Raw genomic sequence first — 25,030 nt, 5'->3', positions numbered from 1 at the left:
GTTTTCATATATCATATGGAACTGTGGTTTATAGCAGCGCTTTTTTGCACTGAGACCGCAGCTTTCGCTTTTCTTTTAGAAGGAATCATATGGAAGAGGATGTTCAGGACGATTGCCGTAACGCTTCCTGCCACAATCCCGTTGCTTGTCAAAATTTGAAGGCTTCCAGGCAGTTGGGCAAAAATTTCCGGTACCACTGTAACGCCAAGGCCGATACCGACCGAGCAAGCAATGATCATTGAATTTTCCTGTGATTCCGAAATGACTTTGCTGAGCATTTTAATGCCCTGTGATATAACCATTCCAAACATGGCAATCATGGCTCCGCCGAGAACAGCAGTTGGAATAATGGTCGTAGCTGCTGCCACTTTTGGCAAGAAACCAAGAGCAATCAGCATCAATCCGGTGATTAAAATAACTTTTCTCGATTTGACGCCGGACATTTGAATGAGTCCCACGTTCTGAGAGAAAGCTGTGTAAGGGAAAGAATTGAAAATCCCTCCAAGAATAATGGCAAGCCCTTCGGCCCGATATCCTTTTGACAAATCTTTCTCCGATAGTTTCTTTCCGGTGATATCACTCAGTGCAAAATAGGTGCCCGTCGATTCAACCAAAGAAACTAACGCAACTAAGGTCATTGTAATGATGGCAGACCATTCAAATGTTGGCAGACCGAAGTAAAAAGGTTCCACCATGTGGAAGTAAGAGGCTTCATTGATTGCAGTGAAATCGACAACTCCCATTAAGGTTGCTGCAATTGTTCCTGCTGCCAAACCAAGTAAAATAGAAATGGCTTTTACAAAACCAGTAGCAAATTTATAAACCAAAATGATGAACAGCAAGGTACCGAAGGACAAACCAATATTGGTTAATGAACCAAAGTCGCTCGCCCCTTGTCCACCGCCCATATTATTGACAGCAACGGGAATCAGCGTGATACCAATAATTGTTACAACAGAACCTGTGACAACTGGCGGGAAAAACCGGACAAGGCTTCCAAAAAATCCGCTGATCAGAACTACGATCAACCCCGAAACCAGAATAGAACCGTAAATAGCTGAAATTCCGTATTCCCCGCCAATAGCAATCATCGGTCCAACTGCTGTAAACGTGCAGCCTAATACAACAGGAAGGCCGATACCGAAAAAGCGGGTGTTAACAATTTGCAGAATAGTGGCGACACCGCAAAGCAAAATATCTATAGCTACTAAGTAAGTCAATTGTTCTGATGTAAGTCCAAGGGCTCCTCCGACAATTAACGGCACCAATACTGCCCCTGCATACATTGCCAGCAAATGCTGCAATCCTAAAGCTGCGCTTTTCATTTCGCACTTACCTCCCCAATGAATTCTACTTTTCCATTGGCTAAAGAAGAGATGATTGCCAAAGATTCTACTCGAACGCCTCGCTCCCGGATCATTTTACCGCCATTCTGAAATCCTTTTTCAATCACAATGGCAACTCCGCTAAGCGCTGCATCTGCTTGTTCGATAATATCAATCAAGCCAAGGACTGCTTGTCCATTTGCCAGGAAATCATCCAAAATCAACACCACATCGCTGCTGTTAATATAATCTTTTGAAACAGAAATATCGTTCGTTTCATTTTTAGTAAAAGAATGCACACTTGCTGTATATAGATCATTGACCAAGGTCAGTGATTTGCGTTTTCTGGCAAAAACCACTGGAACTCCTAACACAAGGCCTGTCATCATGGCAGGTGCGATTCCTGAAGACTCGAGCGTCAGAATTTTAGTGATGCCTTCATCCGCGAACTTGGAAGCAAATTCTTCTCCTATTGCCTGCATGAGCACCGGGTCGATTTGATGGTTTAAAAACGAATCCACTTTTAATACCGAATCGGATAAAACCTTTCCTTCTGCCACTATCTTTTTCTGTAATTTTTTCATGCTGTCAGCACTCCTTTCGTCACGCCGAAGGCATAAAAAATAGCCCTCAGAACGTGCATCCATTCATACCATGAGCGGAGCAATGTCCTTCGAGCTAAAAATTCGAAAGGAAATGAAAAGAAGCATGCCCTTTTACAAAAGGCACTTTTCCATCATTTCGTTGCTTCTCATAGTCAGTTTGTTTACGGCAAACCGGTAGAAACTTGCGGACCATATTTCCGCTATTATATGAGTGAATATTATTAGAATGGTCTTATTATAGCACGTCAAAAAGCCATTTCAAGACACCGGAAAATAAAAGAGAATTCAATTAATTCCATAAAGAAACAGCAATCGTTTCAATGATGGCTGCGCTAATCCAGCCAATTAAAACTTGCGGAAACAAAAAAGAACGGCTCATCAACTGAGCCATTCTTTTTGAAGACCTTATTTCACTTTTTTGCTTTTGGAAGTCAAACGGCCCAATACAAAAGCTCCGGCAAAAATGCCAAGCGCGGTATTTGTGCGTTTATTGAACACTTGTTTTGCCACAAGATTCAAGTTCTGTGGACGTTCTGCCAAGCGGCGCATGAAGTAACCATACCAATCATCCCCAAAAGGAACGTATGTGCAGAAGTTATATCCTTGTCTCGCTAAATCCAACTGCATATCTTTACGGAAACCATAAAGCATCTGGAATTCGAATTTCTCGCGTGGAATATTGTTTTCTTCTACAAAATCAATAACATGGTTGATGATATGGTGATCATGAGTAGCGATTGATGTAAATTTCCCATTCAGCAAATGGTATTCGATTAACTGGATGAAGTTCGCATCAATTTCTTCACGCGTTTGGTAGGCGTATTCAGCAGGCTCTTTATAAGCTCCTTTTACAATACGCAAACGCAGATCTTTATGTTTTTTGATATCATCTTCTGCCCGGTAGAAATAGGCTTGGATAACTGTTCCGACATTGTCGTAGTCTTTCAAAAGCGTTTCCAACAAATCGTACGAAGGCTGAACGTGGCCGTAATCTTCCATGTCGATGTTGATATGCATATTGTATTTATGGGCAGCAGCCACGATTTCTCTCAAGTTTTCATAACAGAAATCGTAATCGATATCCAAACCGATTTGGGTAGGTTTCAAAGAAACGTGCGCGTCCACTCCATTGGCATGAATGCTTTCGATGACTTCAAGAATACTTTCTTTCGCTTTTAAAGCTTCTTCTTTTTCGAAAACGAATTCCCCAAGGTTATCCACTGTGCAGCTGATTCCTTGAGCATTCAGTTCCCGGATGCTGTTGATCGTTTGTTCAATATTGGTGCCAGCAACGACGGTTTGAGCACCTAATTTCAAGCCATACTTTTTCGCCGCGCTCGTTAAAAATTGGTTTTGTGACAAGCTGATAAAGACATCTTTTAACATTTTTTTCCCTCCTGATACAATTCACCTAAAAGTCGCTTATAAGAGTAGACAACAGTGTGGGACTTTATCCTTCGATACAAGCAAGTCTTATTGTAATCCTTTTTTTGAAAACCTGCATTAAGAAAATTGAACAAAATAAAGAGCCTCAAAGTTATTGAGGCTCTTTGTCTTTGAAGATTAAATTGTTTTGTTATAGAACGTAATAAAGTTGTCAACAACCTGGTCCAGGAACCCAAGAGTCCCGGAATCGATAATCTCGTTGTTTTCATTCAATTTCTCATGGACTGATCCGATGTAAACTTCATTGCCTGGAAGCAGCAAGGGTGATAATGACGGATTTGACAGCACTTCCCTCAAATGGATCTGGGCACGGACACTGCCTAGAACCCCCATGGAAGAACCGACGATAAACGCTGGCTTTTCACGAAGTACAAAGCCTCCGCGCGACAGCCAGTCAATGGCATTTTTCAATGACCCGGGAATCGAATAATTGTACTCAGGAACGGCAAAAAGAACAGCATCTGCTTGTTTTATCTTATTTCTGAAATCCACAACTTCCTGTGCTACATTTTCTTCAACATCCGGATTAAATAATGGAATATTGTTGATGGTTACGGGTTCGATATCCAGACGGTCTGCATATCGCTTTTTCATAAATTCTACGAGTCTTAAATTCATGGAATCTTGTCTTACGCTGCCAATAACCGCTGCCACTTTTATTGCCATGATCATCTCTCCTTTATGGTAAGTAATATGTAACCAGAAAATTACCTCTAATTAAAAAAATTTTCTATAATTCAGTTTAACATGAAGGTATTTTTGTCAGCGAGATTAGGCATCAGAAAATTCAAAAAGAGTCTTTATTCCTTCTTCCGCTAAGAAGAAAGACCTGAACCAGCTCAATTGTTTATGTATTTTTCGAAAACATCCCCGAAATCTTTTACATGGTATTGGTTGCGCACTGAAGTCATCCAAGTAAATCCGAAATCCGTCAATTTCGAGTATTGCACATCTAATGCTACATCGTTCGGCCGTGAGTTTTGCAAAACGGTTACTGCTTTATCCAGGCTTTGGTTCGCCATAGAAATGAGGATGGCGTTTTCATGTGTCATTTCCGCGATGCGCAACAGCGACTTATAAAGATCTTTTAGCCGTTCAATCTGGTTTTTCTGAACGTCAATTTTAAAAGGGATTTGACCTAGTGTAAATCCGATTTCAATATCCAAATCGATTTTACCCGCCGTTTCCATTACTACCTCCGAGATAGAATGCTGAGAATACGGATATCTTTTTAATGTGCGTTTAGAGGACATCGCACTGTCGCCATCTACATGAATCAATGCAAGATTGGTAAAGCAATATTCATCTGCTTTTGTTTTAATCAAGAAAAAAATCTTCTCTTCATCTTCATGCATCACATAATCATCTGCATCTGTCTTGTCGTAGTCCTGAGGATCGATGATTTTCCCTACGTCCGATAAACCTAAAGCATCTGCTGCCATTTTCTTAAACATATGTATACACTCCTCCTATTGGAAAATATTAGTTTTCTTCTATATATTAGTTTATCAAAAAAATCGTGGGGCCAACATGGATTAATATAAAATACTCAAAACAACCAGGACTCCGAAGCGAGTATTTTCTTCGAAGTCCTGGTTTGGGTTTCCAGCAATTTCATTACCGCCAAAAAGTTGAACAGTCAGCTTTATCCAAAATATTAAAATCAATCATTTTCTCAAGCAATATAAAATCAATCGGATGCTTCCACTGAATGCGCATTAACTCTTTGGTGTGATCATAGCCTGCCTGTACAATCTCATCAGAAAAACGATCCATTGCTGCCCTTTCAGGAGCAACAGACATATGCTTTTTAGCCACGCTAAAGCCGATAATATAGGTGCCATGGTCGGTAAACATAGGTTGATTCCACTTAATCACTGGTGTTAAGTTCGGGAATTCCTTAATTATCCAGGCAAATACTTCTTCCATTCGGTCCCGGTGTTGAAGGTCGTCAATACCTGATAAAAATTCTTCAAAAACTTCCATTGTACTCTCTCCTAAAAAAGTTCTTTTTGATCACTGTAATTCTTCTAATTCGTATGCCAAAGAATCAATTCTTTATTCTTCAGCAAACCACTTGTTCAACAGATAGGAATCAACTGCAGGTTTTCTCATTTTAAAAAAGATCTTCTATAGGCAATCATAGCTAACAGAGGGAAACGGCGCAAACTTTTAAAAATAGCCTCTTTCTCACATCCATAAAAACCCCTGGAGACAAGATGCTCCGGGGGTTGCCTAAACTATGATTTTTCAAAGAATTTATGGACGCTCTCAATATGCTGCTCCATCAACGCAGATGCTTTTTCACTGTCTTTCGCTGCAATTGCCTCATAGATGTTCTGGTGAAAATCCAATGATTCTTCCATTACCCCTGGCACCAGAGCTGCTTTTGTCTGAGCACGCAATACGAGGCTCGTGATGGAGTTGTACAAATCAATCATCACCCGGTTATGAGAAGCCTCAGCAATTTTTTCATGAAATTGCATATTCGAAGAAACGTATTGGGTGCCGTTATTTTCCTCAATCGCTCTTTCCATGTCGCCAATGGTTTGTTTGATTTCAATTAGGTTTTCAGGAGTAGCCCGTTTGGCAGCCAATCCAGCCAATTCTTTTTCGATAAATCGACGGGCTTCAAACAGATCTGCCCATTGCACTTCCGAAAAATACAATTGATAAATGAGTGAATCTGAATAAACGTCATTAAAGCTAGGGGAAATGAACGTTCCTTTCTGGGAACGGACAATCAGCCCTTGTGATTCGAGCACGGCCAAAGCTTCCCTTAAAGACGTTCTGCCCACTTCAAACATTTCCATCAATTCTCTCTCGGGCGGCAATTTATCGCCTGTCTTTAGTTTACCGTCCAAGAAAAGATCTTTGATTTGATTCACAATATTATCTCCGACATTTAAACGCTTGATTGGTTCCATCATGGGTTTCACCTTTTCATTTTTGAATATAATACCATATTAAGGCTTGTTCGCTTCTAGCGCCATACTGCTTGTTCCGGCTTTTTCTCGGGCTTTCACTAACGCAAAGACTATGAGCGCCAGAGATATCAGCATAGCAGCAAGGCCGACAAAGAGGTTCTTGGTTAAGCCAAGCGTTATATAACCGATAATCGAGACAAAACTTGAGACCATGGCATATGGCATTTGAGTCATCAAATGGTCAATCGGGTGGACGCCTCCGCCAATGGCTGCAAGGATAGTCGTATCAGACAACGGCGAACTATGTTCCCCGAAAATACAGCCAGCAAGAACTGCACCGAAAACCGGGATTAAGTAAGCAATATCCACGATTGCCACAATTTCAGCACCAATCGGCAGCATCAAACCGAAAGTCCCGAACGTACTTCCCATTGAAAATGACATGAATGCCGAAATGACAAAGAAAATAACGGGCAGCCACATGAGTGACAAGTTGCCGTCGATCAAGGAAGCCAAGTATTCCCCTACTCCCAGCAGTCCGATGACTTGAGCTGTCATCAACGCCATGAACAAAATGACGATGCTTGGTAATACTGATTTTGCACCGATAAACATGGCTGTTGCAACTTCTTTGCCCGCTGTTTTTCTAAGCAGCAGGCGTATAACGGAAACTGCACAAGCGACTAAACCGCTGTAAACCAGAGCCGTAATGACATCTGCGTTCATTAAAACGTTTAATGGTGTTAGGGCTCCTTCCGCACTTGTAATTCCACCCCATCCAGCAATGATAACCGTCAGCACTACCAGAATGACTACCGGTAAAAATAAATCAAGGAGGTTCCCGCCTTCTTTTGTCGGAAGCTCTGCTACGCTTTGTCCAGGCACGATGCCTCTTGAAGTATCAAATAAAATCCCTTCTTCTTTTGCCCGCTTTTCATCACGCTTCATCTGGCCAAGATTGATGTTAAAATAAGCTACTGCAAAAACCAGCAAAATGGTGGAAAGTGCATAATAGTTAGTCGGAATCGTCAACAAGAACGCTTCATAACCCTGGTATTGCGTAATGCCATTATCCACAAAAATGGTTGCCATTAACGCTGCGATAAATGCCGCCCAAGCTGAAATCGGCATTAGAATAATGACTGGAGCTGAAGTTGAATGCAGTAAGTAAGCTAATTTGGAATGTGAGATATTATGTTGGTCAGTCAGTGGTTTAATGACACTCCCGCGGAACAGACAGCTGAATGCGTCATCAAAAAAGCTGACAAACCCGAGCAGAAGAGTCACAAGCTTTGCTTGGAACGGTGTTCTCACTTTCGTGACCGCCCATTCAGAAAAAGCCTGAATCCCTCCCGACAGATAGATCAATGCACTCATAGCTCCTACAATTAAGATGAAGACAAAGATATTGCCTTCGGTAAGCACTGTACCGATAATACTTAAGATCGTGCTCACACTCGCTGCAGCATTCCAGCCGTTTGCAAGCAGAGCGCCAAAAATGATCCCCACCCCTAGGGACAATAAAATTCTTTTTGTAATAATTGTTAAAGCAATCGTAATGACTGGCGGCAATAGTGACAAAATTGAACCTTCCATTTACAGGACCCCTTTGTAATTTAGTCACAAACTTTTCTTTCACCGGAACCAGCAACATAAATTCGGTAAGCGCTTACATTTTTATCACAGAGAGAAGTCTCTCTCCGATTTCACAAAGACACGGCTTGTTCTTTTTCTTCTCTGCTTTTCACAGCGACCAGACGGTTCTCAAGGCGCCCCAAGCCTTCCACTTCACAAGCAACTTCATCTCCAGGTTTTAACCAGACGGGTTCTTCCATTCCTAGGATAACGCCTTCTGGAGTACCTGTATAAATTACATCTCCAGGTTCAAGAGTCATGATTTGAGACAAGTCACTGATAATTTCCGCTATAGGGAAAATCATATCTTTTGTATTAGCATGCTGTCTCAGTTCCCCGTTCACCCAGCAGCTAAGTGTCAGATTTTGAGGGTCTGCCACTTCTTCAGCTGTCACCAGATAAGGTCCAATTGGCGCAAAACCATCAATCGCTTTCCCAAACATCCATTGATTGCTTCTGAACTGCTGTTTACGGGCAGACAAATCATTTCCAGTGGCATAGCCATAAACTTTTGCCAGCGCTTGTTCCTGTGTCACTTGATGCGCTTGCTCGCCGATGACGGCGACCAATTCCACTTCGTAATCGCCTTGGTCAACAAACTCAGGCAGCACGACTTCTTCTTCATGAGCGGCTAAACTATTCGCAAATTTAGCAAAGTAAATCGGATATTCCGGGGCAGCCATATTGGCTTCTTCCGCATGGGCTTTGTAATTGGCTCCCACACAAATGATCTTCCCTGGATTTTGTACAGCCGGAGCGTATCGGAACTCTCCTTCTGGCACAATGACAACAGCAGCTGAGAGAACCGCTTCAAGTTCCCGGCGCCCTGTTTCCCCTTTTGAAATCAACTCTTGAATGTTTTGACTGACCGGCAAGCCGGCAGCTTCAGCAGTCGCTTTTACATCCACAATACCCTGATCTGTTTTAACCCCGTAACTTAAACCCTTGGAAGTAGTAAATGACAATAGCTTCATTCTTCTTCACGCCCCTTTTGTTTTTTAAAATCGATGGATAGTGAGAAAAGACTCCTCCTTTTGGCCAAACTGCGTTTTCGAGTATTCGTTGTCGTATGGTCTGACCATCATCTTATGAATAGTATAAATGAATATTTTACTTTTGCAAGTTGTTTTTTAAATTTTCTGATTACTAATCTTGAAAGTGTTAAACTGATGATAAAAGCGGATTAACGAAAGGCAGGCAAACGGGATGGATATACAATTGAGGCCAGTGACAAGGGATAATTGGGAAGAATGCCTAAACCTTAAAGTCAGCGGATTACAAACTAAATTTACTCCGCCTGTAGCGGTTTCTTTAGCCAAGCCTTATATTAAGCCAGACGGAGAACATGTGGAATATCTTCCATTTGCCATTTATTACGGAGAAGTGATTGTGGGGTTCATCATGCATGCTTTTGAAAAAGAGACAACGGATATGTATTGGATCAACGGTTTTATCATTGATGAAAAATATCAAGGAAAAGGATATGGAAAATCTGCTTTAGCGGAAATGATCCGCTGGATTACCTCTCACTCCCCACAATGCAAAGAAGTCCGGCTGACTGTCTATCCAGAGAATCATATGGCCCGCAGCCTTTACATCAACTTTGGATTTCTTCCAACCGGGTATTTTCACGGAGAAGAAGAAGTGCTGGCTTTTTCGATGTAGCAACAGTTGGCCAGTTTAAAACGGTAGCTTCTGTTCATCTGAATACACAAAAAAATGCGGAGCTCTTCTCTCCGCACTTTCCTTTATTTCTTATTGGTGCGGTCATCCACTTTATAAGTGAATTCCACTATGGCCGACTTACCGGCAGCAATCCGTACGCTAAATTCTACTTCACTAGTATTTTTGACTTCGTAATCATGGGATGACGATTCCATTTTCCAAAATGGTTCATAAATGGCGTGGCTGATGTCGATGCGAACATTTTCGTTCTTACCGTTTCGCAATCCATAACGATACGTCACGTATTCTATCCCATCACGTTTTTCACGTACAGTTTCCCGACTCTCCGAGACAATATCAAAAGCCTCTCCAATGGTCAGAGATAACTTCTCCTTTACCGGAGTATGGCCAATTGCATCTTCCCCGGTAAACTCCAGCTCCCCGTCACTATCAAGCTCATAAACTTTCGCAATACCTTTAGGCAAAGGAACGCCAAGGCCGTTTTTTTCAGTATTTTCAATCATTATGGTGACTTTCGCATGCTTGCTTGTCTTTTCTACTTTATAGACTTTCTTGAAAGAGCCCTCTTGCGCAGATAAAAAGCTGATTTTCTTAGATTGCCCATCCACTAAATCTACTTCCCTCTCAAGCGTATATACATGCTTGTCTGCAAAACGGCGCTCTTCGAAAGATTCTCGGGCAGGCAGGCTATTTTGAAGCATCATATGTGCTTCTTCGTATAAATGAGCCGGGCTATGCCGGTTTACTTGGCCCGCAATCAATTTTAGCCGTACATCGCGAAAATCAGTCCCTGTCTCATTCACGATATTGATCCAACCTGCAAGCTTAAAATTCTCTCCTCGAATCTCCATTATATAAATCGCTTCCCAGTCCAATCCGTCCGTTAAATACGATACATGCACTTTGTGGTTTAATAGTTCCGGCATTATTCTCCAGACAAGCGCCGGCTTTATGCTGAATCCTTCCGGCAGCGGCGGAAGGATCAATTCACCCGACGGATTCAAGAGGATTTCACGGGTATCAACACGCTCTCCGATGATGCCAGCCACTGTGCTCAATAACCGGATTTGCGTTTCATCTCCCAGCTCCGGATTGCGCACGGTCACGACATCCCCGATATACGATTCCAGCAGTTTCCCACTATCTACAAGGCCGTAATCATATACTTGTTCCAGCACCTGCAGACCATGAACAACAATGGAATCCGGTTCAATTCGCTTGGCAACATCAGAAAACTGGACTTCTTCAACCGCTGACTCTGATAAAAGCTCCCGCACTTCTTTCACAACGCCAAACCCATCCCTGTAGACAGTCAAACTGACAGATTTCTGCGCTTTTCCAGTAGATTCGAATTTCATCTCAACACATCCTTCAAGTGGTATGAATGCCTATTTCCATGGTCTCCATTTTCTTCATGCTACCATAGAAGGAATCTCGCATCACGATTTAACTGAATATTTACATGCTTCAAATTGAAATTTACAGAATAACTATCCGAGGCAGAAAATCTGTTTTACACTGTAGAAAGGAGGCGAATGCAATGACGAAGAAAATGTTTGCAAGTGACAATAATTCAGGCATCCACCCTGCTATTCTGGAAGCAATTTCCCAGGTGAATGACGGACATGTCCCAGCCTACGGAGACGACCCTTATACGGCAGCAGCCCGCCATAAATTCAAAGAACATTTCGGTGAAGAATGTGAAGTTGCATTTGTTTTCAACGGCACGGGGGCCAACATCACGGGGTTAAAAGCGATGGTGCGCTCTCATCAAGCTATCATCTGCACAGATGGTGCTCATATTCATGCTGATGAAGGCGGAGCAGCTGAAGGCTTTATCGGCGGAAAGCTGTTGACTGTCCCTTCTGAGAACGGCAAGCTGACCGTCAACCAAATTGCGCAGCAGCTGCATCATATCGGCAACCAGCAGCGAAGCCAGCCAAAAGCCGTTTCCATTTCCCAATGCACGGAACTCGGGACGGTTTATACGCTTGAAGAAATTAAAGAAATCACTTCTTTTGCCCATGACAATGGCCTCTATGTACATATGGACGGTGCCCGGCTAAGTAATGCCGCTGCCCATCTCGGCTGCAGCTTTGCGGAAATGACAGTGGATGCTGGCATCGATATGCTGGCGTTTGGCGGAACTAAAAACGGCCTGATGATTGGCGAAGCAGTGGTCTGCTTTAACAAAGAGCTGGCATCTGAATTGAAATACATTCGCAAGCAAGGCATGCAGCTTGGCTCGAAAATGCGCTTTATCGCCGCTCAGTTTGACTGTTTGCTGACGGATAATTTGTGGCAGGAAAACGCCAGCCACGCGAACCGTATGGCTCGTTTGCTGGCAGACGGTCTGCAAAATTTCATTGGCATCACTGTTACTCAGCCAGTTGAATCGAATGCTATTTTTGCTTCGATGCCAAAATCCCAAATTGAAGAGCTGCAAAAAACCTATGCGTTTGCCTTGTGGAATGCAGCCATTAATGAAATTCGCTTGGTGACATCGTTCGACACGACAGAAGAAGACATTGAAACCTTTCTTTCCCATGTCGAGAAAGCCTACTCCTAAAAACATAAAAACCACTTCAGCGATTGAAGTGGTTTTTTAAATACGCTATAACTGCTATACGACAGGTTTCCGATAAAGGGGATTTTTCTGGATGTACCAGTTCACCGTAAAGCAAATCATTCAAAAACCGCACTTCTTCCCGGTACTTTTTTTCTGTTTGCGCATCCCATATGTCCAATTGAATGTAAAGAGAGCTTCCCCGCTCCGCATAATCAATGACGGAAATCTGATGTTCCATGTGATCATCTCCTTTATTTAATGATGAGCGACTTTCACCCATTTACGAGCAAGTCAGCTCCAAAAAATCAAAAAGCCCAAAAGCTCAATAGCTTTCGGGCTTCTGTCCTTAAAACAAACCAATCGCTTCTCCGGCTGCTCCTACATCCATTTTCAATGCAGCCGGCTGCTTCGGCAAACCGGGCATCGTCATGATGTCACCTGTTAAGCAAACCAGGAAACCGGCACCGAGTTTCGGTATAATCTCGCGTATCGTAATCGTAAACCCTTCCGGACGGCCAAGCAGTTTCGGCTGGTCGGACAATGAATATTGGGTTTTTGCCATGCAGATCGGCAAAGCATCCCAGCCATATTTCTTCAACTCCACTAATTGCTTTTGAGCACTGTCCGTTAACTGGACATCCGCACCTCCGTACACTTTCTGCACAATGGTACGGAGTTTTTCTTCTACAGAATCGGCTTCGTCATAAAGATGGGCAAAGTCTGTAGGGCGCTCCAATTCTTGCTTCACAAGCTTCGCCAGAGCCAGTCCGCCTTTACCGCCTTGTTCCCAAACATTGGTCAAAGCAATTTTCACACCTTCTGTCTCAGCCCAGTTGAAGATTTCTGCCAGTTCTTCCTCTGTATCTGTTATAAACCGGTTTAATGCCACGACCGGTTCAATGCCGAATTGGCGAATGGTGTCCACGTGTTTCGCTAAGTTGACCATGCCGCGCCGCACTGCATCACGGTTCACTTCTGCCAATAAATTCTTTTCGACACCACCGTGCATCTTCAAAGCCCGCACTGTTGCCACAATCACCACAGCATCCGGATGAAATCCGCCTTTACGGGATTTGATGTGCATAAATTTCTCAGCACCCAGATCCGCACCAAAGCCGGCTTCCGTCACAACTACATCAGCCAGCTTTCTAGCTGTTTGCGTCGCCATCAGCGAGTTGCAGCCATGGGCAATATTAGCAAACGGTCCACCGTGGATGATTGCCGGTGTTCCTTCGATGGTCTGTACCAGATTAGGTTTAAAGGCATCTTTCAGCAATAGCGTCAAGGCGCCTTCTACACCTAAATCACGAACTGTTACAGGCTCTTTTTGGTACGTATAGCCGATGACCATGCGGGCAAGGCGCTCTTTCAAATCTTCCAAAGAAGTTGCCAGGCATAATACGGCCATAATTTCAGAAGCAACGGTAATGTCAAAACCGTCTTGACGCGGAACGCCCTGCGCAGGACCCCCGAGGCCGATTGTCACTTGGCGAAGCGCCCGGTCATTGATATCGAGTGCCCGCTTCCAGGTGATGCGCCGAGGATCAACATTCAAAGAGTTGCCTTGGTGCAGGTGGTTATCAATAAATGCAGCTAACGCGTTGTTTGCCGACGTGATGGCATGGATATCACCTGTGAAATGGAGGTTGATGTCTTCCATCGGCAGCACTTGTGCAAACCCTCCGCCTGTGGCTCCTCCTTTTACGCCCATTACCGGCCCTAAAGAAGGCTCACGCAAAGCGACAACGACCGATTCGTTCAATTGCCTAAAAGCATCAGCAAGCCCTACCGTTACGGTTGATTTTCCTTCTCCTGCTGGAGTCGGGCTGATGGCTGTCACTAATACGACTTTTCCAAGGCTTCCTGGAGGCGGCAATAAATCGACATTAATTTTCGCTTTATAATTTCCGTATAGTTCAAGAGCTTCGCCTGGAATCCCAGCACGCTCTGCAATTTCCTGTATCGGTAAAATTTTTGCATCCGTAGCTATCGATAAATCCGTCAATGCCATTCATTCCCCAACTTTCAATTTTTCTTTTATTATAACCCGTTGATTGTAAAAACAAAAAAATAACCGCCCCTCGCATCAGCAAGGGACGGTTCATGAAAGATATTATTTTTTCGTTAATTCTACTTGTTTTTCTTGGTTAGGCTCTTCGATCACTTTAGTCTCTTCTAGTGTGTCGTCCATGATGCCTTTTGTCGAGTTTTTGAACTCTCTCAAAGTTTGTCCAGCAGCACGGCCCAACTGTGGCAATTTAGCTGGTCCAAAAATGATCAAAGCAATGATAAGGATTAAGATTAATCCCGGTACGCCGATATTTGGCATTAGGTTCCCCTCCTGTCCGTAAGTAATATTATTCTTTTAAAGCCATTTCTGCAAGTCTTTTGTTTGAACGTTTCAGCGTCCAGCTCGAAATGACAATGCTGATTTCAAACAAAATGAAAAGCGGTACGATAATCAGAATATCCGAAACGAAATCCGGAGGTGATATGAGTACCCCGATTACCACAAGCGCAAAATACGCAACTTTCCGCATTTTTCTTAACGATGTTGGCGTCACAATCCCCAATTTCGTCAAAAACATAATGACGATCGGCATTTCAAAAACGATGCCCACTGGTATCACCAGATTAAACAGAAAACTGAAATACTGGTTCATCCCATACGTTTCAGTCGCCCCGATGGATTGGTTGATATCCGACAAGAAATTCAACATCATCGGGAACATAACGAAATAACTAAAGCTCACCCCTGCCAGGAACAAAAAGAAAGAAGCTGGAATGAACCATACCGTGCCTTTCGCTTCCGCTTCTGATAATCCCGGTTTTACAAAAAGCCATATTTGATGCAAGGCGATCGGCAATGTGATTAAAATAGCTACCAGCAGTGCACACTTGAAGTAAATCATGATGCCGTCCGTAAAGCCAAAAACGTTCCATTCTACATTTACGGCGGTAGGCTGCATTTTGATGAAATTTAACATTTTCGTCGCTGTGGCAAATCCGATGCCAAGAGAAACGATCAAGGCTGCTGCAATAATGACCAGGCGCTTTCTTAACTCGGCTAAATGCTCAACAACGGTATATTCTTGCTCCATATTTGTTAACCACCTATTTTGCTAAATATAAAATTCAGTCACTGGGCATCTACAAAACAGCTGTATTTTAACAAAACTGATCTATCGTCGTCCATGCTTACTAAAATTTTGATTTACTCTTTAATTCAATTGTTATTATACTCCACATGGGCTATTTGTAAATCATCTAACCCGTATTTCCTCCAATAAACGATTGCAGCTGTGAACAAAATGACAAAATATAACAACAAATGCATTTATAGAGCGCAGCAAAAAGATCTTTCTCTTGCCGCTGCCGATAATCGCAGCGAACTCTTTTCTTTATAACTTACATTTATAAAGCACAAAAATAACCGTCCCTCAATTTCTTTGGGCGGTTATTTTAACCTTCACTAGTCTCTTGCTCATTTTTCTTTTTCTGTCTTTTCTTCAATTTTAAACTCTTCTTTCACGTCTCCCATTATTCCTTTAGTGGAGTTTTTAAATTCCCTCAGCGTTTCTCCGACAGCACGGCCCAACTGCGGCAACTTGGCTGGCCCAAAAAGGAGCAAAGCGATGACAAGTATTATTATCCATTCCGTTGCACCAATATTCGCCATAATGGTTCCTCCTTAAGAAAGAAATAAATTTATACCAGCAATTACGCATTTGAAACAATTGCGCCAAATATAACACAAAAAATCCCTGCCGAATCGGCCAAAGTAAGTTCTTCATAGATAAGTTATACCACGTTCAGATAGAATATTGAAACTTTTCCGTTAATTTTATATTAGAATCTGAAATCTCTGCTCGTTCCTAATTCCGGGAAGTCTTTCTCTATTACCTTGTTCAAATCGTGTTCTTCCAAATGCTCATATAGTTCTTCTTCATCCGCTATGTGTACGCTTGGATTTTCTAAGTATTCACTAGCATGGTATTTCAAAATGTATTTTTTAAGTCCATTTTTCCCAACAATATATACATCGAACGGTTCATACTTTTTCACGTTCCGGAGATTCTGGTTTTCAATTACAGAAGCGGCATCCATTTTTTCCAAATGGGTATAGAGAAAAGCTTCCGAGCGCACGCGCTCCGCCGAAATAAAGCTCATTTTTACGTGGTGGCGGTTAATGAAGCGCTCAGACAAGTCCTGATGGAAAGATATTGTTTCCCATTCCACACGGCTGCGATGTTTCTCGATAAACCGCTCTGAAAGCGCTTGAACTCTTGTAATCGCATTCCAATCCACCTTATCAGAATGCCTGTCGATCAATGACATGGGCAAGATTTGGCACAACGATAAACAACTCCATGATAACTTCTCCTGATGCTTTTCGATGAACGCAGGCGATAATCCTTTTGAATTCAACAACTCCCGTTTCCTTGAAACAATTGTCCAATACACCGTTTCATCAAATTCCCGGCTTTCTCGTTCCCATGTTTTCAACTGGCGTTTACTTAACCTCTCTTTGGCAGGGTTCCATTTTTCTTTTGCCGCGAACTCTTCGATAAACTGCTCTGACACTTTTTGCCCGAACATAACCGGCTCCCAGAATAACCTATCGCTGAATTCCCGGATAAAGTCTTCTGACAGCGATTGGTATGTTGAAACCAGTTTCCAATTGACTTGGTCCCCATTTTCCCGGATAAACGGTTCGGACAGTTTTTCTTCCTGGCAGACTTCATTCCACCGAACACCCCGTTTATCCTTATATCCTTTCGCTTCCATCAGTTCCTTTAAAGAATTGAACATGGCAACCACTCAACTTTCTATGTATAGATTGTGTACATTCTATCATCCTGATAAACCTTTTCAACAAAAAGCCCTGTATGCCGGTAATCCGGCATACAGGGTGTAATGAAAGATGTTATTTTTCTTGTTTGTCATCATCTAAATCATTCTGTTCCCGCCGTTCGTCAGGAAAACGTGTCTGCTCTTTTACTTCCTGTATTTCTTCCCTGAACTCCTGTTTCCGTACACTGTCTTTTAGTTCTTCTAAGTTTTTATCTCTAGCCATGTAATCCCTCCTCTTGTTTTTATTATTCCCCATTCCAATTTAATAAAACTGTCAAAAAAACTTTATTTAAGAGTTTCGTTATCTTGCTTTTCCATCATTAAAAGGTTATTTATCCGGCGTTAAAGTATATACTATTTATAGAGGTGAACGGTTCATGGCAAAACAAAAACCAACCGCTATTCCTGCTGCCTACTGGAAAGCCATTATGGAAAATGACGCCTCATTTGATGATAAGTTTTTTTACGGATTCCGGACCACCAGAATTTTTTGCCGCCCTTCCTGCAGCTCGCGTGTACCGAATAAAGAAAATGTGCTTATTTTTAACAATGCCTTTGCCGCATTGAACAAAAATTTTAGGCCATGCAAACGGTGCAAACCAGATGGGTTGAATTTGCCGGCCGAAGAATGGATCGGCCAAATTGCCGAGTGGATCGATGAACATTTTACAGAACCCGTTACATTGGAACGGCTGGCAGACATTTCGCACGGCAGCCCCTACCACCTTCAGCGGTTGTTCAAACGCCTTAAAGGCAGTTCACCACTGGAGTACATCCAGCAGCTGCGTCTTGAAAAAGCAGTTTGGCTGCTTGAAGAAACGGATTATCCAATTGCAGAAGTTGGCCGATTAGCAGGTTTTCCGAATGCTTCTTATTTTATTACGTTATTTAAAAAGAAAAACGGACAAACACCGGCAAGTTTCCGGCAAGCACGAAAGGCAAAGAAAGGAGAGAACACGCATGAATTCTTTAATTGAATGGTCAATTCTAGAACACAGCCACTGGAAGTTATATGTTGCTAAAACTTCAAAAGGGCTTTGTTACGTCGGTTCTCCAGGCCAAACATTTGAGGATTTCCAAAAGTATATCAATAAGCGGTTTCCGGCAGCCGAACTGCGGGAAAACCGAGACGCGCTGTCTCCTTATATCCAGGAACTGAATGACTATTTTGATGGCTTCCGAACTGCCTTCACCTTGCCAATTGACGTTAAAGGAACACCTTTCCAAGAAGAAATCTGGCAAGCTCTCCAAGAAATCCCTTACGGCCAGACCGTTTCCTACTCGGAAATCGCTGCACGCATCCAGCGTCCAGCAGCTGTCCGGGCAGTCGGTACGGCGATTGGTGCCAACCCTGTACTGATCACCGTGCCTTGCCATCGGGTTATTGGAAAAAAAGGAACCATCGCTGGTTATCGGGGCGGTTTAGAACTTAAGAGCTTTTTACTTGAATTGGAAACTGCCGATAAAGCCCATCATTAATTTGAAAACCTCCAACCGCCTTTTAATAAGGGCTGGATTGGAGGTTTTTTAATCGGACGAGATTTCTTGCCTCTATTGAGAGCCGCTGGTTACTTTTAAAGAAGCAAGGTAGCTCTGGACAGAGGGCATAAAGCTATCTTTCTTTGCTGCGGACCGCAAAGAACAGTACGCTGAATTTCGCCATCGAACCGTCCACCTTTTATCTATCGGCTTTTTTTAACAATCGCTACTGTGCATCTTGATACGCAAATCAGCTTCTCTTCTTCATCTATGATTTTTATATCCCATATCATTGTCGTGCGGCCTTTATGGAGCGGCGTTCCGATAGCCGTAACAACCCCTTCTTGTTTACCGCGGATATGGTTGGCGTTTATTTCTAAACCGACCGCAATTTCATTTTCCTGGTCGATTAAATTCCACGTTCCGAAACTCGCCACTGTTTCCGCTAAAACGACCGATGCCCCGCCATGCAAAAGACCTATCGGCTGATGGGTGGCATCATGTACCGGCATCGTCGCTGTGACACGGTCGGCTGTTGCCTCTCCCATCTCAATGCCGAGCGCTCCCATAATCGTTTTATCATAGGGTTTCTGATTCATAACATCCCGCCTCCATTTTTCTTAATATTCCAAACTTACCATATTGAGTATCAACTGCCCACTATTAACTAGAACCCTCAGTCACACAAAAACTTGAATGAAAGCCTGGGTTGTCATTACTTCGAAGGCTCCTTATTACCCCCTAGTACTTGACTTTAAACTGAGACCTTTCGCTTTGTAACACAATTGTAATATTAAAACTTATTGCCTATTCATTTGATAGAATATACAATTAACTACACACAAAGGATTCAGGATTTTTTTACTATATTCAGACAAATAATGTTCTAAAAGGAGATAATAATGAAGAAGATTGCTTTCTCGCTACTCGCCACCAGTTCTTTAGCCTTATTTATTGGAGTTTCAGATGTTGATGCAAGTTCATACACGATTAAACCTGGTGATACGCTTTGGAAGGTCGCTTCAACGAATAACGTTTCGGTGGCCAATATTAAAAAGTGGAATAACTTAACATCTGATACTATCCGCCCAAACCAAGTTTTAAAATTAACAGCTCAGGCGCCGGCAAAAAGTTCCACTTCCATCAGCAAACCAAGCACTTCTTCACCAACTGCGAGTGCCGCGAATTCTTACATAGTGAAATCCGGAGATACACTAACCCGAATTGCAACTTTACATAAGACCACTGTGAAAAATCTTCAAAAACTAAATGGCCTTTCAAATTTCTTGATTTTCCCAGGCCAAAAGTTAAAAGTAAGCGGAACAGCGACAGCGCCAGCTGCTTCAAAAACGCCGGCTCCCGCAAAAACAGCAGCTCCTGCAGCACCCGGCGGCACATACAAAGTAGCAAGCGGCGATACACTGACCAATATTGCACATCGCCATGGCATCTCAGTTACACAAATCATGAATTGGAATAACTTGAGTTCAAGTTTGATTCGCGTTGGCCAAGTGCTGAAAGTGAATAATTCTTTGGTAGCAGCACAGCCAAAAACGACCCCTGTTTCCAAACCGACCGTAACGGCAACAGGAGCGGCAGGGAAAGTGGTTTCTACAGCTACTTCATTGATCGGTATACCATATGTCTGGGGCGGCGCTACAACTAGCGGTTTCGACTGCAGCGGATTTATCTATTATGTATACAACAAAGCTGGCATCAACCTTCCCCGGACTAATACAACCGGCTATGATGCCCGTTCATATGATGTCAGCAACCCGAAAGTCGGCGATTTGGTGTTCTTCAGCAATACTTACCGTGCAGGCATCTCCCACATGGGAATTTACTTGGGAGACAATAAATTCATCCATGCCGGTGGAGACCGTGTGCAAATTACAAGCTTGAGCGACAAGTATTGGGGCAAGCATTTCGACGGCTTCAAGCGCTTGTATGCAATGGATTAACAGTTTCCCCCGCACTTCTTTCCTTAAACGCAAAGAAACAACACCAGACAAGTAATCTGGTGTTGTTTCTTTGTTTTTTATCGGGTTGATCGGAAGAAGCCGGGCACCTTTAGTAAATGTGCCTTAATCGGTTCATCCAAGGCTTGCCGCACTTTCCTCATACTCCGCTATTAAAGTTTCAACAATTTCTTTGGTAGTTTCTCTTTTTGTAATTGTTGTGACACCATGTCCTGCTGACCAGATATCCCGCCATGCTTTGGCATCAACCAAATGAGACAAATCGATGTCTTCTCTTGGCTTGAGGGTTTTTGGATCGATGCCTTCCTTAACAAGGCTTGGCACCAGCACATTCACCGGCACACCGCTAAACGAATCCGTGTAGAGCACATCTTCAATCGTTGAATCGATGACCATTTGCTTGTATTCTTCCGGCGCGTCGCTTTCTTCTGCAGCCAAAAACCGTGTTCCCATATAGGCATAATCGGCACCCATTAATTTTGCCGCCGCAACATCTGCTCCTGTTGAAAGTGCTCCCGACAAGATAATTGTCCCGTTGTAGAACTTTTTTACCGCTGCAATAAACGCAAATGGATTTAATGTACCACCATGTCCGCCGGCTCCGGCACTCACCAGCACAAGACCATCAACGCCGCTAGCGGCAGCTTTTTTCGCATGGCGCACATTCGCCACATCTGAATAAACGAGGCCTCCATAGGCATGGACAATATCAATGACATCCGCCGGCGACCCTAAAGAAGTAATGACAATCGGAGGTTCGTATCGGCGAATCATTTCCAAGTCGTCGCTGTATCGTTTATTGGAACCTCTGTGGTAGATAAAATTGACTGCCCAAGGTTTATCTGCAAGTGCCTCTTTTACTTCAAGCAGCCAATCAGCACAAACTTCAATCGGCCGCGCATTCAATAACGGAAATGAACCAATGACCCCTGCATTGCCTGCTTCGATCACCATTTTCGGTGTAGATACCAGGAACATAGGAGAAATGATGACGGGCAGTTTAAGCATATGAAATTTCCTCCCTTAACTTTTCGCCGAATGGCTCACAATTCTCATTTTCCAGATACGCATTGTTCATTCTTTATGATCTCCTCTCTTTTAGCTTCTTAAATTTTCCGATACACGCAGCGTATGTTTCAGCACTTTGCCAGAAGCATTGCGCGGCAATTCTTCCATAAACTCCACTTCCAGCGGCACTTTGTATTTCGCCAGTTTTGTAGCACAGTACGCTTGGATCTGTTCTTCTGAAACATCCTGCCCCGGCTTTTTGACGGCATATGCTTTCGGCACTTCTCCGTAAACTTCATGGGGCACACCGACAACAGCCGCTTCAAGCAATTCCGGGATTTGATACAGCACTTCTTCCACTTCCACCGGATAGACATTTTCTCCGCCGCGAATAATCATATCTTTTTTCCGGTCCACGATATACAACAAGCCGTCTTCATCGAACTTTCCAAGGTCTCCGCTGTATAACCAGCCATTTTTAATAGCTTGGCATGTTGCTTCTTCGTTTCTCAAATAGCCTTTCATCACTTGCGGGCCTTTAACGACGATTTCGCCGACTTGACCGGTTGGCAGCGGCTCTCCGAATTCATCCACTACCCGGATTTCTGTCTGAGGCAGCACTTCGCCGACTGAACCAATTTTATCCAGCGCAAAATGATCTTTTAACGACGAAGCAGCAGGCGCATTTTCAGTTTGCCCATAGCAGTTTTGGACACTTACATTCGGAAATGTCTCTTTCAATTTCTTCACAAGCTCATATGGCATCGGTGCTGCACCATAACAGAACAGGCGCAGAGACGGCAATTGAACTCTCTGGATATCTGGAAGGTTCAAAATGATACTGTACATCGCCGGCACGCCGAAAAACATTGTCGGCTTGGCAGATTCGAGCATCTTCATGGTCTTATCGGGCGAAAAAGCTTCTTCTATAACTAAAGATCCCCCTTTATGCGTAACCGGTACTACGAAGACATGGGCTGCAGCACAATGAAATAGCGGAGTGGAAATCAGCATACGGTCTTGTTCTGTAATGGCCATCGCTTCGGACCAGATTTCGGCGCACGCTTGGACATTGGCATGGGTCAGCATAACTCCTTTCGGCTTTCCAGTTGTCCCGGAAGTATACATGACAACAGCCGTGTCTTCTCCTTCTAATGACACCGGAGCAAACTTCAATAATTCATCGGCAATTATCTGACCGACTGCATCTTCTCCGCCAATCGTTAAGATATCTTGAAATTCATAGGATGTGCCGTTGATCACTTCTTCAATCCGCACATCATAGATTAAAGCTTTCGCCTTTGAATTCGAAAAAATATATTCTACTTCAGGCGTAGCTAGTTTAGTATTGACCGGCATCACCGTGAAACCGCCCAATTGAATGCCGAAATAACAAACAAGGAATGTATCAGAGTTCAGGGCATATAAAGCAATGACATCATCTTTTTTATAGCCTTTCTGCTGAAAGTAAGCAGCAATCCGCTTGGCTTTTCCATAGAACTCACTGTACGTCCAGTCTCGTCCTTGGTAAGAGGTATACATTTTCCCCGGCTGATTCTTCGCGTAATTGCTTATGCTTTCCGTTATCAACATTTCTCTCTCCCCTTTTCAGTATTTTGCTTTTATTAAAATGCTTTACCTTTAAAAACTGAGAACAATCAAAAGCTCCATTCAGCTGCTTAAGTTTGAAACCACCTTTTAAAAGTTTTACTTTTCAGAAAATTTATAATTAAATTTTATATTATCCATTTTTATTTTTAAATGCAATCTCTTTCTATATAAGGTTCAAAATTCAAACGAAAGTTTAAAATTGAATTCTGCCTCCTTTTCCTTCAAAGTAAAAATAAAGATCTTTCGTTTCTTCTTTCCAATTGAGAAAGTCTAATAAATACAAAAATATTTTATCTCTACTCCTTATTGATCTTTCTCTTATTTATAATGATTATCATTAAGTATTGATTTTAATTTGATAACTGTTATGATAGTGAATGTAGTCTTTTACATAAATAATGAAAATGAGGTGTTCGATTAATGAGTACAGACAAAAAATCTCTAACAACAAGTTGGGGTGCCCCGGTAAGTGACAACCAGAACTCACAGACAGCTGGACAGCGCGGACCCGTATTGCTTCAAGATGTTCATCTTCTTGAGAAATTAGCGCATTTCAACAGAGAACGTATTCCTGAACGCGTGGTTCATGCTAAGGGCGGTGGCGCTCACGGTTACTTTGAAGTCACACAAGATGTCACCAAATATACCAAAGCTGCTTTCTTATCAGAAGTTGGCAAGAAAACTGATATGTTCGCACGCTTCTCTACAGTTGCCGGCGAACTTGGATCTGCGGATACACTTCGCGACCCACGCGGTTTTTCTTTGAAATTCTATACTGAAGAAGGAAACTATGACTTAGTCGGAAACAACACACCAATTTTCTTCATTCGCGATGCAATCAAGTTCCCTGATTTTATCCATACACAAAAACGCGACCCAAAAACCCACTTGAAAAACCCTAACGCAGTGTGGGACTTCTGGTCGTTATCACCCGAATCACTGCACCAGGTTACCTACTTGATGGGCGACCGCGGTATCCCTGCAACATGGCGCCATATGCACGGATTTGGAAGCCACACTTTCAAATGGACAAACGCTGAAGGCGAATCTGTTTGGGTGAAATATCATTTCCTGACTGAACAAGGCATCAAAAACATCACACAGGAAGTAGCTGACAAGATTGCCGGTGAAAATCCGGACTTCCACACAGAAGATCTTTTCAACGCAATCGAAGAAGGCGACTTCCCAGCTTGGAAATTATACGTTCAAATCATGCCATTGGAAGATGCGAACACATACCGCTTTGACCCATTCGATGTAACAAAAACATGGTCTCACAAAGACTATCCATTGATCGAAGTTGGACGTATGGTGCTTAACCGCAATCCCGAAAACTATTTTGCAGAAGTTGAGCAAGCTACATTCTCGCCTGGCACATTGGTTCCTGGTATCGACGTGTCTCCGGACAAAATGCTTCAAGGCCGTTTGTTCGCCTACCATGATGCACATCGCTACCGCGTAGGCGCTAATCACCAAATGCTGCCGATCAACGCAGCGAAAAACCAAGTCAACAACTACCAGCGCGATGGCCACATGAACTTTGGCAATAACGGCGGCGGTTCTGTTTACTACGAACCGAACAGCTACGGCGGCCCTATTGAAACTCCTGCTGCGAAACCGGCTCCGCTTGCAGTTGAAGGCTTCACGGATGCCGTTCCTTACCGTGAAGAAGATCATTACACACAACCAGGTGACCTTTACCGACTGCAATCTGCAGAAGAACAAGAACGCCTGGTAGCAACTTTCGTCGGCGGCTTGAGCGGGGTTACGAAAGAAGATATCAAACTTCGCCAAATCGCTCATTTGTATAAAGCGGATGCTGATTTCGGAACACGTGTCGCAGAAGGCCTCGGCCTTCCAGTTCCAGGCCTTACTGAAGTTAAATAAACAATTTTAAACAGCCGCT

The 25,030-nt window shown here is 43.1% G+C and carries 26 protein-coding genes and 1 riboswitch; of the genes, 6 read left to right on the top strand and 20 right to left on the bottom strand.

Annotated elements, in window-relative coordinates; genetic code table 11:
• Positions 1-11 precede the first annotated feature (11 nt).
• The 9 genes from ACSFXN_RS13415 to ACSFXN_RS13375 form a co-directional block, all read right to left on the bottom strand.
• Positions 12-1,325, bottom strand: coding sequence for a nucleobase:cation symporter-2 family protein (locus ACSFXN_RS13415; RefSeq protein ID WP_437150607.1), 1,314 nt, complete (start codon positions 1,323-1,325; stop codon positions 12-14).
• Positions 1,322-1,909 carry a xanthine phosphoribosyltransferase gene (locus ACSFXN_RS13410; RefSeq protein ID WP_437150606.1) on the bottom strand — a complete coding sequence of 196 codons (588 nt, stop codon included), beginning with the start codon at positions 1,907-1,909 and terminating at the stop codon, positions 1,322-1,324. The genes ACSFXN_RS13415 and ACSFXN_RS13410 overlap by 4 nt, the downstream gene beginning before the upstream one ends.
• 150 nt (positions 1,910-2,059) lie before the next feature.
• A riboswitch (purine riboswitch) is annotated at positions 2,060-2,161 on the bottom strand.
• 174 nt (positions 2,162-2,335) lie between these two features.
• Positions 2,336-3,316, bottom strand: a complete 981-nt coding sequence (locus tag ACSFXN_RS13405) for a proline dehydrogenase family protein (protein ID WP_300991098.1) — start codon at positions 3,314-3,316, stop codon at positions 2,336-2,338.
• 177 nt (positions 3,317-3,493) lie between these two features.
• Positions 3,494-4,042 carry an NADPH-dependent FMN reductase gene (locus tag ACSFXN_RS13400; protein WP_300991097.1) on the bottom strand — a complete coding sequence of 183 codons (549 nt, stop codon included), beginning with the start codon at positions 4,040-4,042 and terminating at the stop codon, positions 3,494-3,496.
• A 173-nt stretch (positions 4,043-4,215) separates the two neighbouring features.
• Positions 4,216-4,830 carry a PH domain-containing protein gene (locus ACSFXN_RS13395; protein ID WP_300991096.1) on the bottom strand — a complete coding sequence of 205 codons (615 nt, stop codon included), beginning with the start codon at positions 4,828-4,830 and terminating at the stop codon, positions 4,216-4,218.
• Positions 4,831-4,993: 163 nt separating this feature from the next.
• The gene (locus tag ACSFXN_RS13390; protein WP_437150605.1) at positions 4,994-5,362 is read right to left on the bottom strand and encodes an iron chaperone; all 369 of its coding nucleotides are present in this window, start codon (positions 5,360-5,362) and stop codon (positions 4,994-4,996) included.
• A 254-nt stretch (positions 5,363-5,616) separates the two neighbouring features.
• Positions 5,617-6,303, bottom strand: a complete 687-nt coding sequence (locus ACSFXN_RS13385) for a FadR/GntR family transcriptional regulator (protein ID WP_437150604.1) — start codon at positions 6,301-6,303, stop codon at positions 5,617-5,619.
• 39 nt (positions 6,304-6,342) lie between these two features.
• Positions 6,343-7,899 carry a Na+/H+ antiporter NhaC family protein gene (locus ACSFXN_RS13380; RefSeq protein WP_437150603.1) on the bottom strand — a complete coding sequence of 519 codons (1,557 nt, stop codon included), beginning with the start codon at positions 7,897-7,899 and terminating at the stop codon, positions 6,343-6,345.
• A gap of 110 nt (positions 7,900-8,009) precedes the next feature.
• Positions 8,010-8,912, bottom strand: a complete 903-nt coding sequence (locus ACSFXN_RS13375; protein WP_437150602.1) for a fumarylacetoacetate hydrolase family protein — start codon at positions 8,910-8,912, stop codon at positions 8,010-8,012.
• A 232-nt stretch (positions 8,913-9,144) separates the two neighbouring features.
• Here ACSFXN_RS13375 and ACSFXN_RS13370 point away from each other — a divergent pair, with 232 nt between their 5' ends.
• Positions 9,145-9,603 (top strand): GNAT family N-acetyltransferase, encoded by a 459-nt coding sequence (locus ACSFXN_RS13370; protein WP_437150601.1) that lies wholly within the window; start codon positions 9,145-9,147, stop codon positions 9,601-9,603.
• Positions 9,604-9,686: 83 nt separating this feature from the next.
• Here ACSFXN_RS13370 and ACSFXN_RS13365 read toward each other — a convergent pair whose 3' ends face one another.
• Positions 9,687-10,982 (bottom strand): DUF4139 domain-containing protein, encoded by a 1,296-nt coding sequence (locus tag ACSFXN_RS13365; protein WP_437150600.1) that lies wholly within the window; start codon positions 10,980-10,982, stop codon positions 9,687-9,689.
• 182 nt (positions 10,983-11,164) lie between these two features.
• Between ACSFXN_RS13365 and ACSFXN_RS13360 the strand changes: the two genes are divergently transcribed.
• Positions 11,165-12,193, top strand: coding sequence for a threonine aldolase family protein (locus tag ACSFXN_RS13360; RefSeq protein WP_437150599.1), 1,029 nt, complete (start codon positions 11,165-11,167; stop codon positions 12,191-12,193).
• Between the two features lie 16 nt (positions 12,194-12,209).
• Here the strand turns inward: ACSFXN_RS13360 and ACSFXN_RS13355 are convergent, their stop codons facing one another.
• The 7 genes from ACSFXN_RS13355 to ACSFXN_RS13325 all read right to left on the bottom strand — a co-directional run bounded on the left by ACSFXN_RS13355 (position 12,210) and on the right by ACSFXN_RS13325 (position 17,270).
• The gene (locus ACSFXN_RS13355) at positions 12,210-12,431 is read right to left on the bottom strand and encodes a hypothetical protein (protein WP_437150598.1); all 222 of its coding nucleotides are present in this window, start codon (positions 12,429-12,431) and stop codon (positions 12,210-12,212) included.
• 108 nt (positions 12,432-12,539) lie between these two features.
• Positions 12,540-14,204 carry a formate--tetrahydrofolate ligase gene (locus tag ACSFXN_RS13350; RefSeq protein WP_437150597.1) on the bottom strand — a complete coding sequence of 555 codons (1,665 nt, stop codon included), beginning with the start codon at positions 14,202-14,204 and terminating at the stop codon, positions 12,540-12,542.
• Between the two features lie 102 nt (positions 14,205-14,306).
• Positions 14,307-14,522, bottom strand: a complete 216-nt coding sequence (gene tatA / locus ACSFXN_RS13345; protein ID WP_437150596.1) for a twin-arginine translocase TatA/TatE family subunit — start codon at positions 14,520-14,522, stop codon at positions 14,307-14,309.
• A 28-nt stretch (positions 14,523-14,550) separates the two neighbouring features.
• Positions 14,551-15,294: a twin-arginine translocase subunit TatC gene (tatC, locus tag ACSFXN_RS13340; RefSeq protein WP_437150595.1), complete on the bottom strand. Its 744-nt coding sequence runs from the start codon at positions 15,292-15,294 to the stop codon at positions 14,551-14,553.
• 383 nt (positions 15,295-15,677) lie between these two features.
• On the bottom strand, positions 15,678-15,872 hold the full coding sequence (gene tatA / locus ACSFXN_RS13335) for a twin-arginine translocase TatA/TatE family subunit (RefSeq protein WP_437150594.1): 195 nt from the start codon (positions 15,870-15,872) through the stop codon (positions 15,678-15,680).
• Between the two features lie 170 nt (positions 15,873-16,042).
• The gene (locus ACSFXN_RS13330) at positions 16,043-17,005 is read right to left on the bottom strand and encodes a hypothetical protein (RefSeq protein ID WP_437150593.1); all 963 of its coding nucleotides are present in this window, start codon (positions 17,003-17,005) and stop codon (positions 16,043-16,045) included.
• Between the two features lie 115 nt (positions 17,006-17,120).
• Complete coding sequence (locus ACSFXN_RS13325; RefSeq protein WP_300991083.1) at positions 17,121-17,270, bottom strand: hypothetical protein; 150 nt, start codon at positions 17,268-17,270, stop codon at positions 17,121-17,123.
• Between the two features lie 154 nt (positions 17,271-17,424).
• Between ACSFXN_RS13325 and ACSFXN_RS13320 the strand changes: the two genes are divergently transcribed.
• On the top strand, positions 17,425-18,024 hold the full coding sequence (locus tag ACSFXN_RS13320; RefSeq protein ID WP_437150592.1) for a bifunctional transcriptional activator/DNA repair enzyme AdaA: 600 nt from the start codon (positions 17,425-17,427) through the stop codon (positions 18,022-18,024).
• Entirely contained in the window at positions 18,008-18,526 is a 519-nt protein-coding gene (locus ACSFXN_RS13315) for a methylated-DNA--[protein]-cysteine S-methyltransferase (RefSeq protein ID WP_437150591.1), read from the top strand. The genes ACSFXN_RS13320 and ACSFXN_RS13315 overlap by 17 nt, the downstream gene beginning before the upstream one ends.
• Before the next feature lie 203 nt (positions 18,527-18,729).
• Here ACSFXN_RS13315 and ACSFXN_RS13310 read toward each other — a convergent pair whose 3' ends face one another.
• Positions 18,730-19,125: a hotdog fold thioesterase gene (locus ACSFXN_RS13310; RefSeq protein WP_437150590.1), complete on the bottom strand. Its 396-nt coding sequence runs from the start codon at positions 19,123-19,125 to the stop codon at positions 18,730-18,732.
• Between the two features lie 303 nt (positions 19,126-19,428).
• Between ACSFXN_RS13310 and ACSFXN_RS13305 the strand changes: the two genes are divergently transcribed.
• Positions 19,429-20,487 (top strand): LysM peptidoglycan-binding domain-containing protein, encoded by a 1,059-nt coding sequence (locus tag ACSFXN_RS13305; RefSeq protein ID WP_437150589.1) that lies wholly within the window; start codon positions 19,429-19,431, stop codon positions 20,485-20,487.
• Between the two features lie 132 nt (positions 20,488-20,619).
• Here ACSFXN_RS13305 and ACSFXN_RS13300 read toward each other — a convergent pair whose 3' ends face one another.
• Together ACSFXN_RS13300 and ACSFXN_RS13295 are read right to left on the bottom strand one after the other, a co-directional pair.
• Positions 20,620-21,513: an NAD(P)H-dependent flavin oxidoreductase gene (locus ACSFXN_RS13300; protein ID WP_437150588.1), complete on the bottom strand. Its 894-nt coding sequence runs from the start codon at positions 21,511-21,513 to the stop codon at positions 20,620-20,622.
• A 90-nt stretch (positions 21,514-21,603) separates the two neighbouring features.
• On the bottom strand, positions 21,604-23,106 hold the full coding sequence (locus tag ACSFXN_RS13295) for a class I adenylate-forming enzyme family protein (protein ID WP_437150587.1): 1,503 nt from the start codon (positions 23,104-23,106) through the stop codon (positions 21,604-21,606).
• A gap of 438 nt (positions 23,107-23,544) precedes the next feature.
• On the opposite strand from ACSFXN_RS13295, the gene katA reads away from it, so the two are divergent.
• Positions 23,545-25,011, top strand: a complete 1,467-nt coding sequence (katA, locus tag ACSFXN_RS13290) for a catalase KatA (protein WP_437150586.1) — start codon at positions 23,545-23,547, stop codon at positions 25,009-25,011.
• The last annotated feature ends 19 nt before the right edge of the window (positions 25,012-25,030 follow it).

The organism is Planococcus sp. 1R117A (assembly GCF_051417975.1).
Taxonomy (GTDB): Bacteria; Bacillota; Bacilli; order Bacillales_A; family Planococcaceae; genus Planococcus; species Planococcus shenhongbingii.
The sequence above is the reverse complement of the archived record's forward strand: the minus strand, read 5'-3'. Positions and strand labels throughout refer to the sequence as shown.

What these genes read in the sequence shown, in the direction of transcription:
- ACSFXN_RS13415 (WP_437150607.1), bottom strand. Translation starts at nt 1,325, where the DNA reads ATGAAAAGCGCAGCTTTAGGATTGCAGCATTTGCTGGCAATGTATGCA.
- ACSFXN_RS13410 (WP_437150606.1), bottom strand. Translation starts at nt 1,909, where the DNA reads ATGAAAAAATTACAGAAAAAGATAGTGGCAGAAGGAAAGGTTTTATCC.
- ACSFXN_RS13405 (WP_300991098.1), bottom strand. Translation starts at nt 3,316, where the DNA reads ATGTTAAAAGATGTCTTTATCAGCTTGTCACAAAACCAATTTTTAACG.
- ACSFXN_RS13400 (WP_300991097.1), bottom strand. Translation starts at nt 4,042, where the DNA reads ATGGCAATAAAAGTGGCAGCGGTTATTGGCAGCGTAAGACAAGATTCC.
- ACSFXN_RS13395 (WP_300991096.1), bottom strand. Translation starts at nt 4,830, where the DNA reads ATGTTTAAGAAAATGGCAGCAGATGCTTTAGGTTTATCGGACGTAGGG.
- ACSFXN_RS13390 (WP_437150605.1), bottom strand. Translation starts at nt 5,362, where the DNA reads ATGGAAGTTTTTGAAGAATTTTTATCAGGTATTGACGACCTTCAACAC.
- ACSFXN_RS13385 (WP_437150604.1), bottom strand. Translation starts at nt 6,303, where the DNA reads ATGGAACCAATCAAGCGTTTAAATGTCGGAGATAATATTGTGAATCAA.
- ACSFXN_RS13380 (WP_437150603.1), bottom strand. Translation starts at nt 7,899, where the DNA reads ATGGAAGGTTCAATTTTGTCACTATTGCCGCCAGTCATTACGATTGCT.
- ACSFXN_RS13375 (WP_437150602.1), bottom strand. Translation starts at nt 8,912, where the DNA reads ATGAAGCTATTGTCATTTACTACTTCCAAGGGTTTAAGTTACGGGGTT.
- ACSFXN_RS13370 (WP_437150601.1), top strand. Translation starts at nt 9,145, where the DNA reads ATGGATATACAATTGAGGCCAGTGACAAGGGATAATTGGGAAGAATGC.
- ACSFXN_RS13365 (WP_437150600.1), bottom strand. Translation starts at nt 10,982, where the DNA reads ATGAAATTCGAATCTACTGGAAAAGCGCAGAAATCTGTCAGTTTGACT.
- ACSFXN_RS13360 (WP_437150599.1), top strand. Translation starts at nt 11,165, where the DNA reads ATGACGAAGAAAATGTTTGCAAGTGACAATAATTCAGGCATCCACCCT.
- ACSFXN_RS13355 (WP_437150598.1), bottom strand. Translation starts at nt 12,431, where the DNA reads ATGGAACATCAGATTTCCGTCATTGATTATGCGGAGCGGGGAAGCTCT.
- ACSFXN_RS13350 (WP_437150597.1), bottom strand. Translation starts at nt 14,204, where the DNA reads ATGGCATTGACGGATTTATCGATAGCTACGGATGCAAAAATTTTACCG.
- tatA (WP_437150596.1), bottom strand. Translation starts at nt 14,522, where the DNA reads ATGCCAAATATCGGCGTACCGGGATTAATCTTAATCCTTATCATTGCT.
- tatC (WP_437150595.1), bottom strand. Translation starts at nt 15,294, where the DNA reads ATGGAGCAAGAATATACCGTTGTTGAGCATTTAGCCGAGTTAAGAAAG.
- tatA (WP_437150594.1), bottom strand. Translation starts at nt 15,872, where the DNA reads ATGGCGAATATTGGTGCAACGGAATGGATAATAATACTTGTCATCGCT.
- ACSFXN_RS13330 (WP_437150593.1), bottom strand. Translation starts at nt 17,005, where the DNA reads ATGTTCAATTCTTTAAAGGAACTGATGGAAGCGAAAGGATATAAGGAT.
- ACSFXN_RS13325 (WP_300991083.1), bottom strand. Translation starts at nt 17,270, where the DNA reads ATGGCTAGAGATAAAAACTTAGAAGAACTAAAAGACAGTGTACGGAAA.
- ACSFXN_RS13320 (WP_437150592.1), top strand. Translation starts at nt 17,425, where the DNA reads ATGGCAAAACAAAAACCAACCGCTATTCCTGCTGCCTACTGGAAAGCC.
- ACSFXN_RS13315 (WP_437150591.1), top strand. Translation starts at nt 18,008, where the DNA reads ATGAATTCTTTAATTGAATGGTCAATTCTAGAACACAGCCACTGGAAG.
- ACSFXN_RS13310 (WP_437150590.1), bottom strand. Translation starts at nt 19,125, where the DNA reads ATGAATCAGAAACCCTATGATAAAACGATTATGGGAGCGCTCGGCATT.
- ACSFXN_RS13305 (WP_437150589.1), top strand. Translation starts at nt 19,429, where the DNA reads ATGAAGAAGATTGCTTTCTCGCTACTCGCCACCAGTTCTTTAGCCTTA.
- ACSFXN_RS13300 (WP_437150588.1), bottom strand. Translation starts at nt 21,513, where the DNA reads ATGCTTAAACTGCCCGTCATCATTTCTCCTATGTTCCTGGTATCTACA.
- ACSFXN_RS13295 (WP_437150587.1), bottom strand. Translation starts at nt 23,106, where the DNA reads ATGTTGATAACGGAAAGCATAAGCAATTACGCGAAGAATCAGCCGGGG.
- katA (WP_437150586.1), top strand. Translation starts at nt 23,545, where the DNA reads ATGAGTACAGACAAAAAATCTCTAACAACAAGTTGGGGTGCCCCGGTA.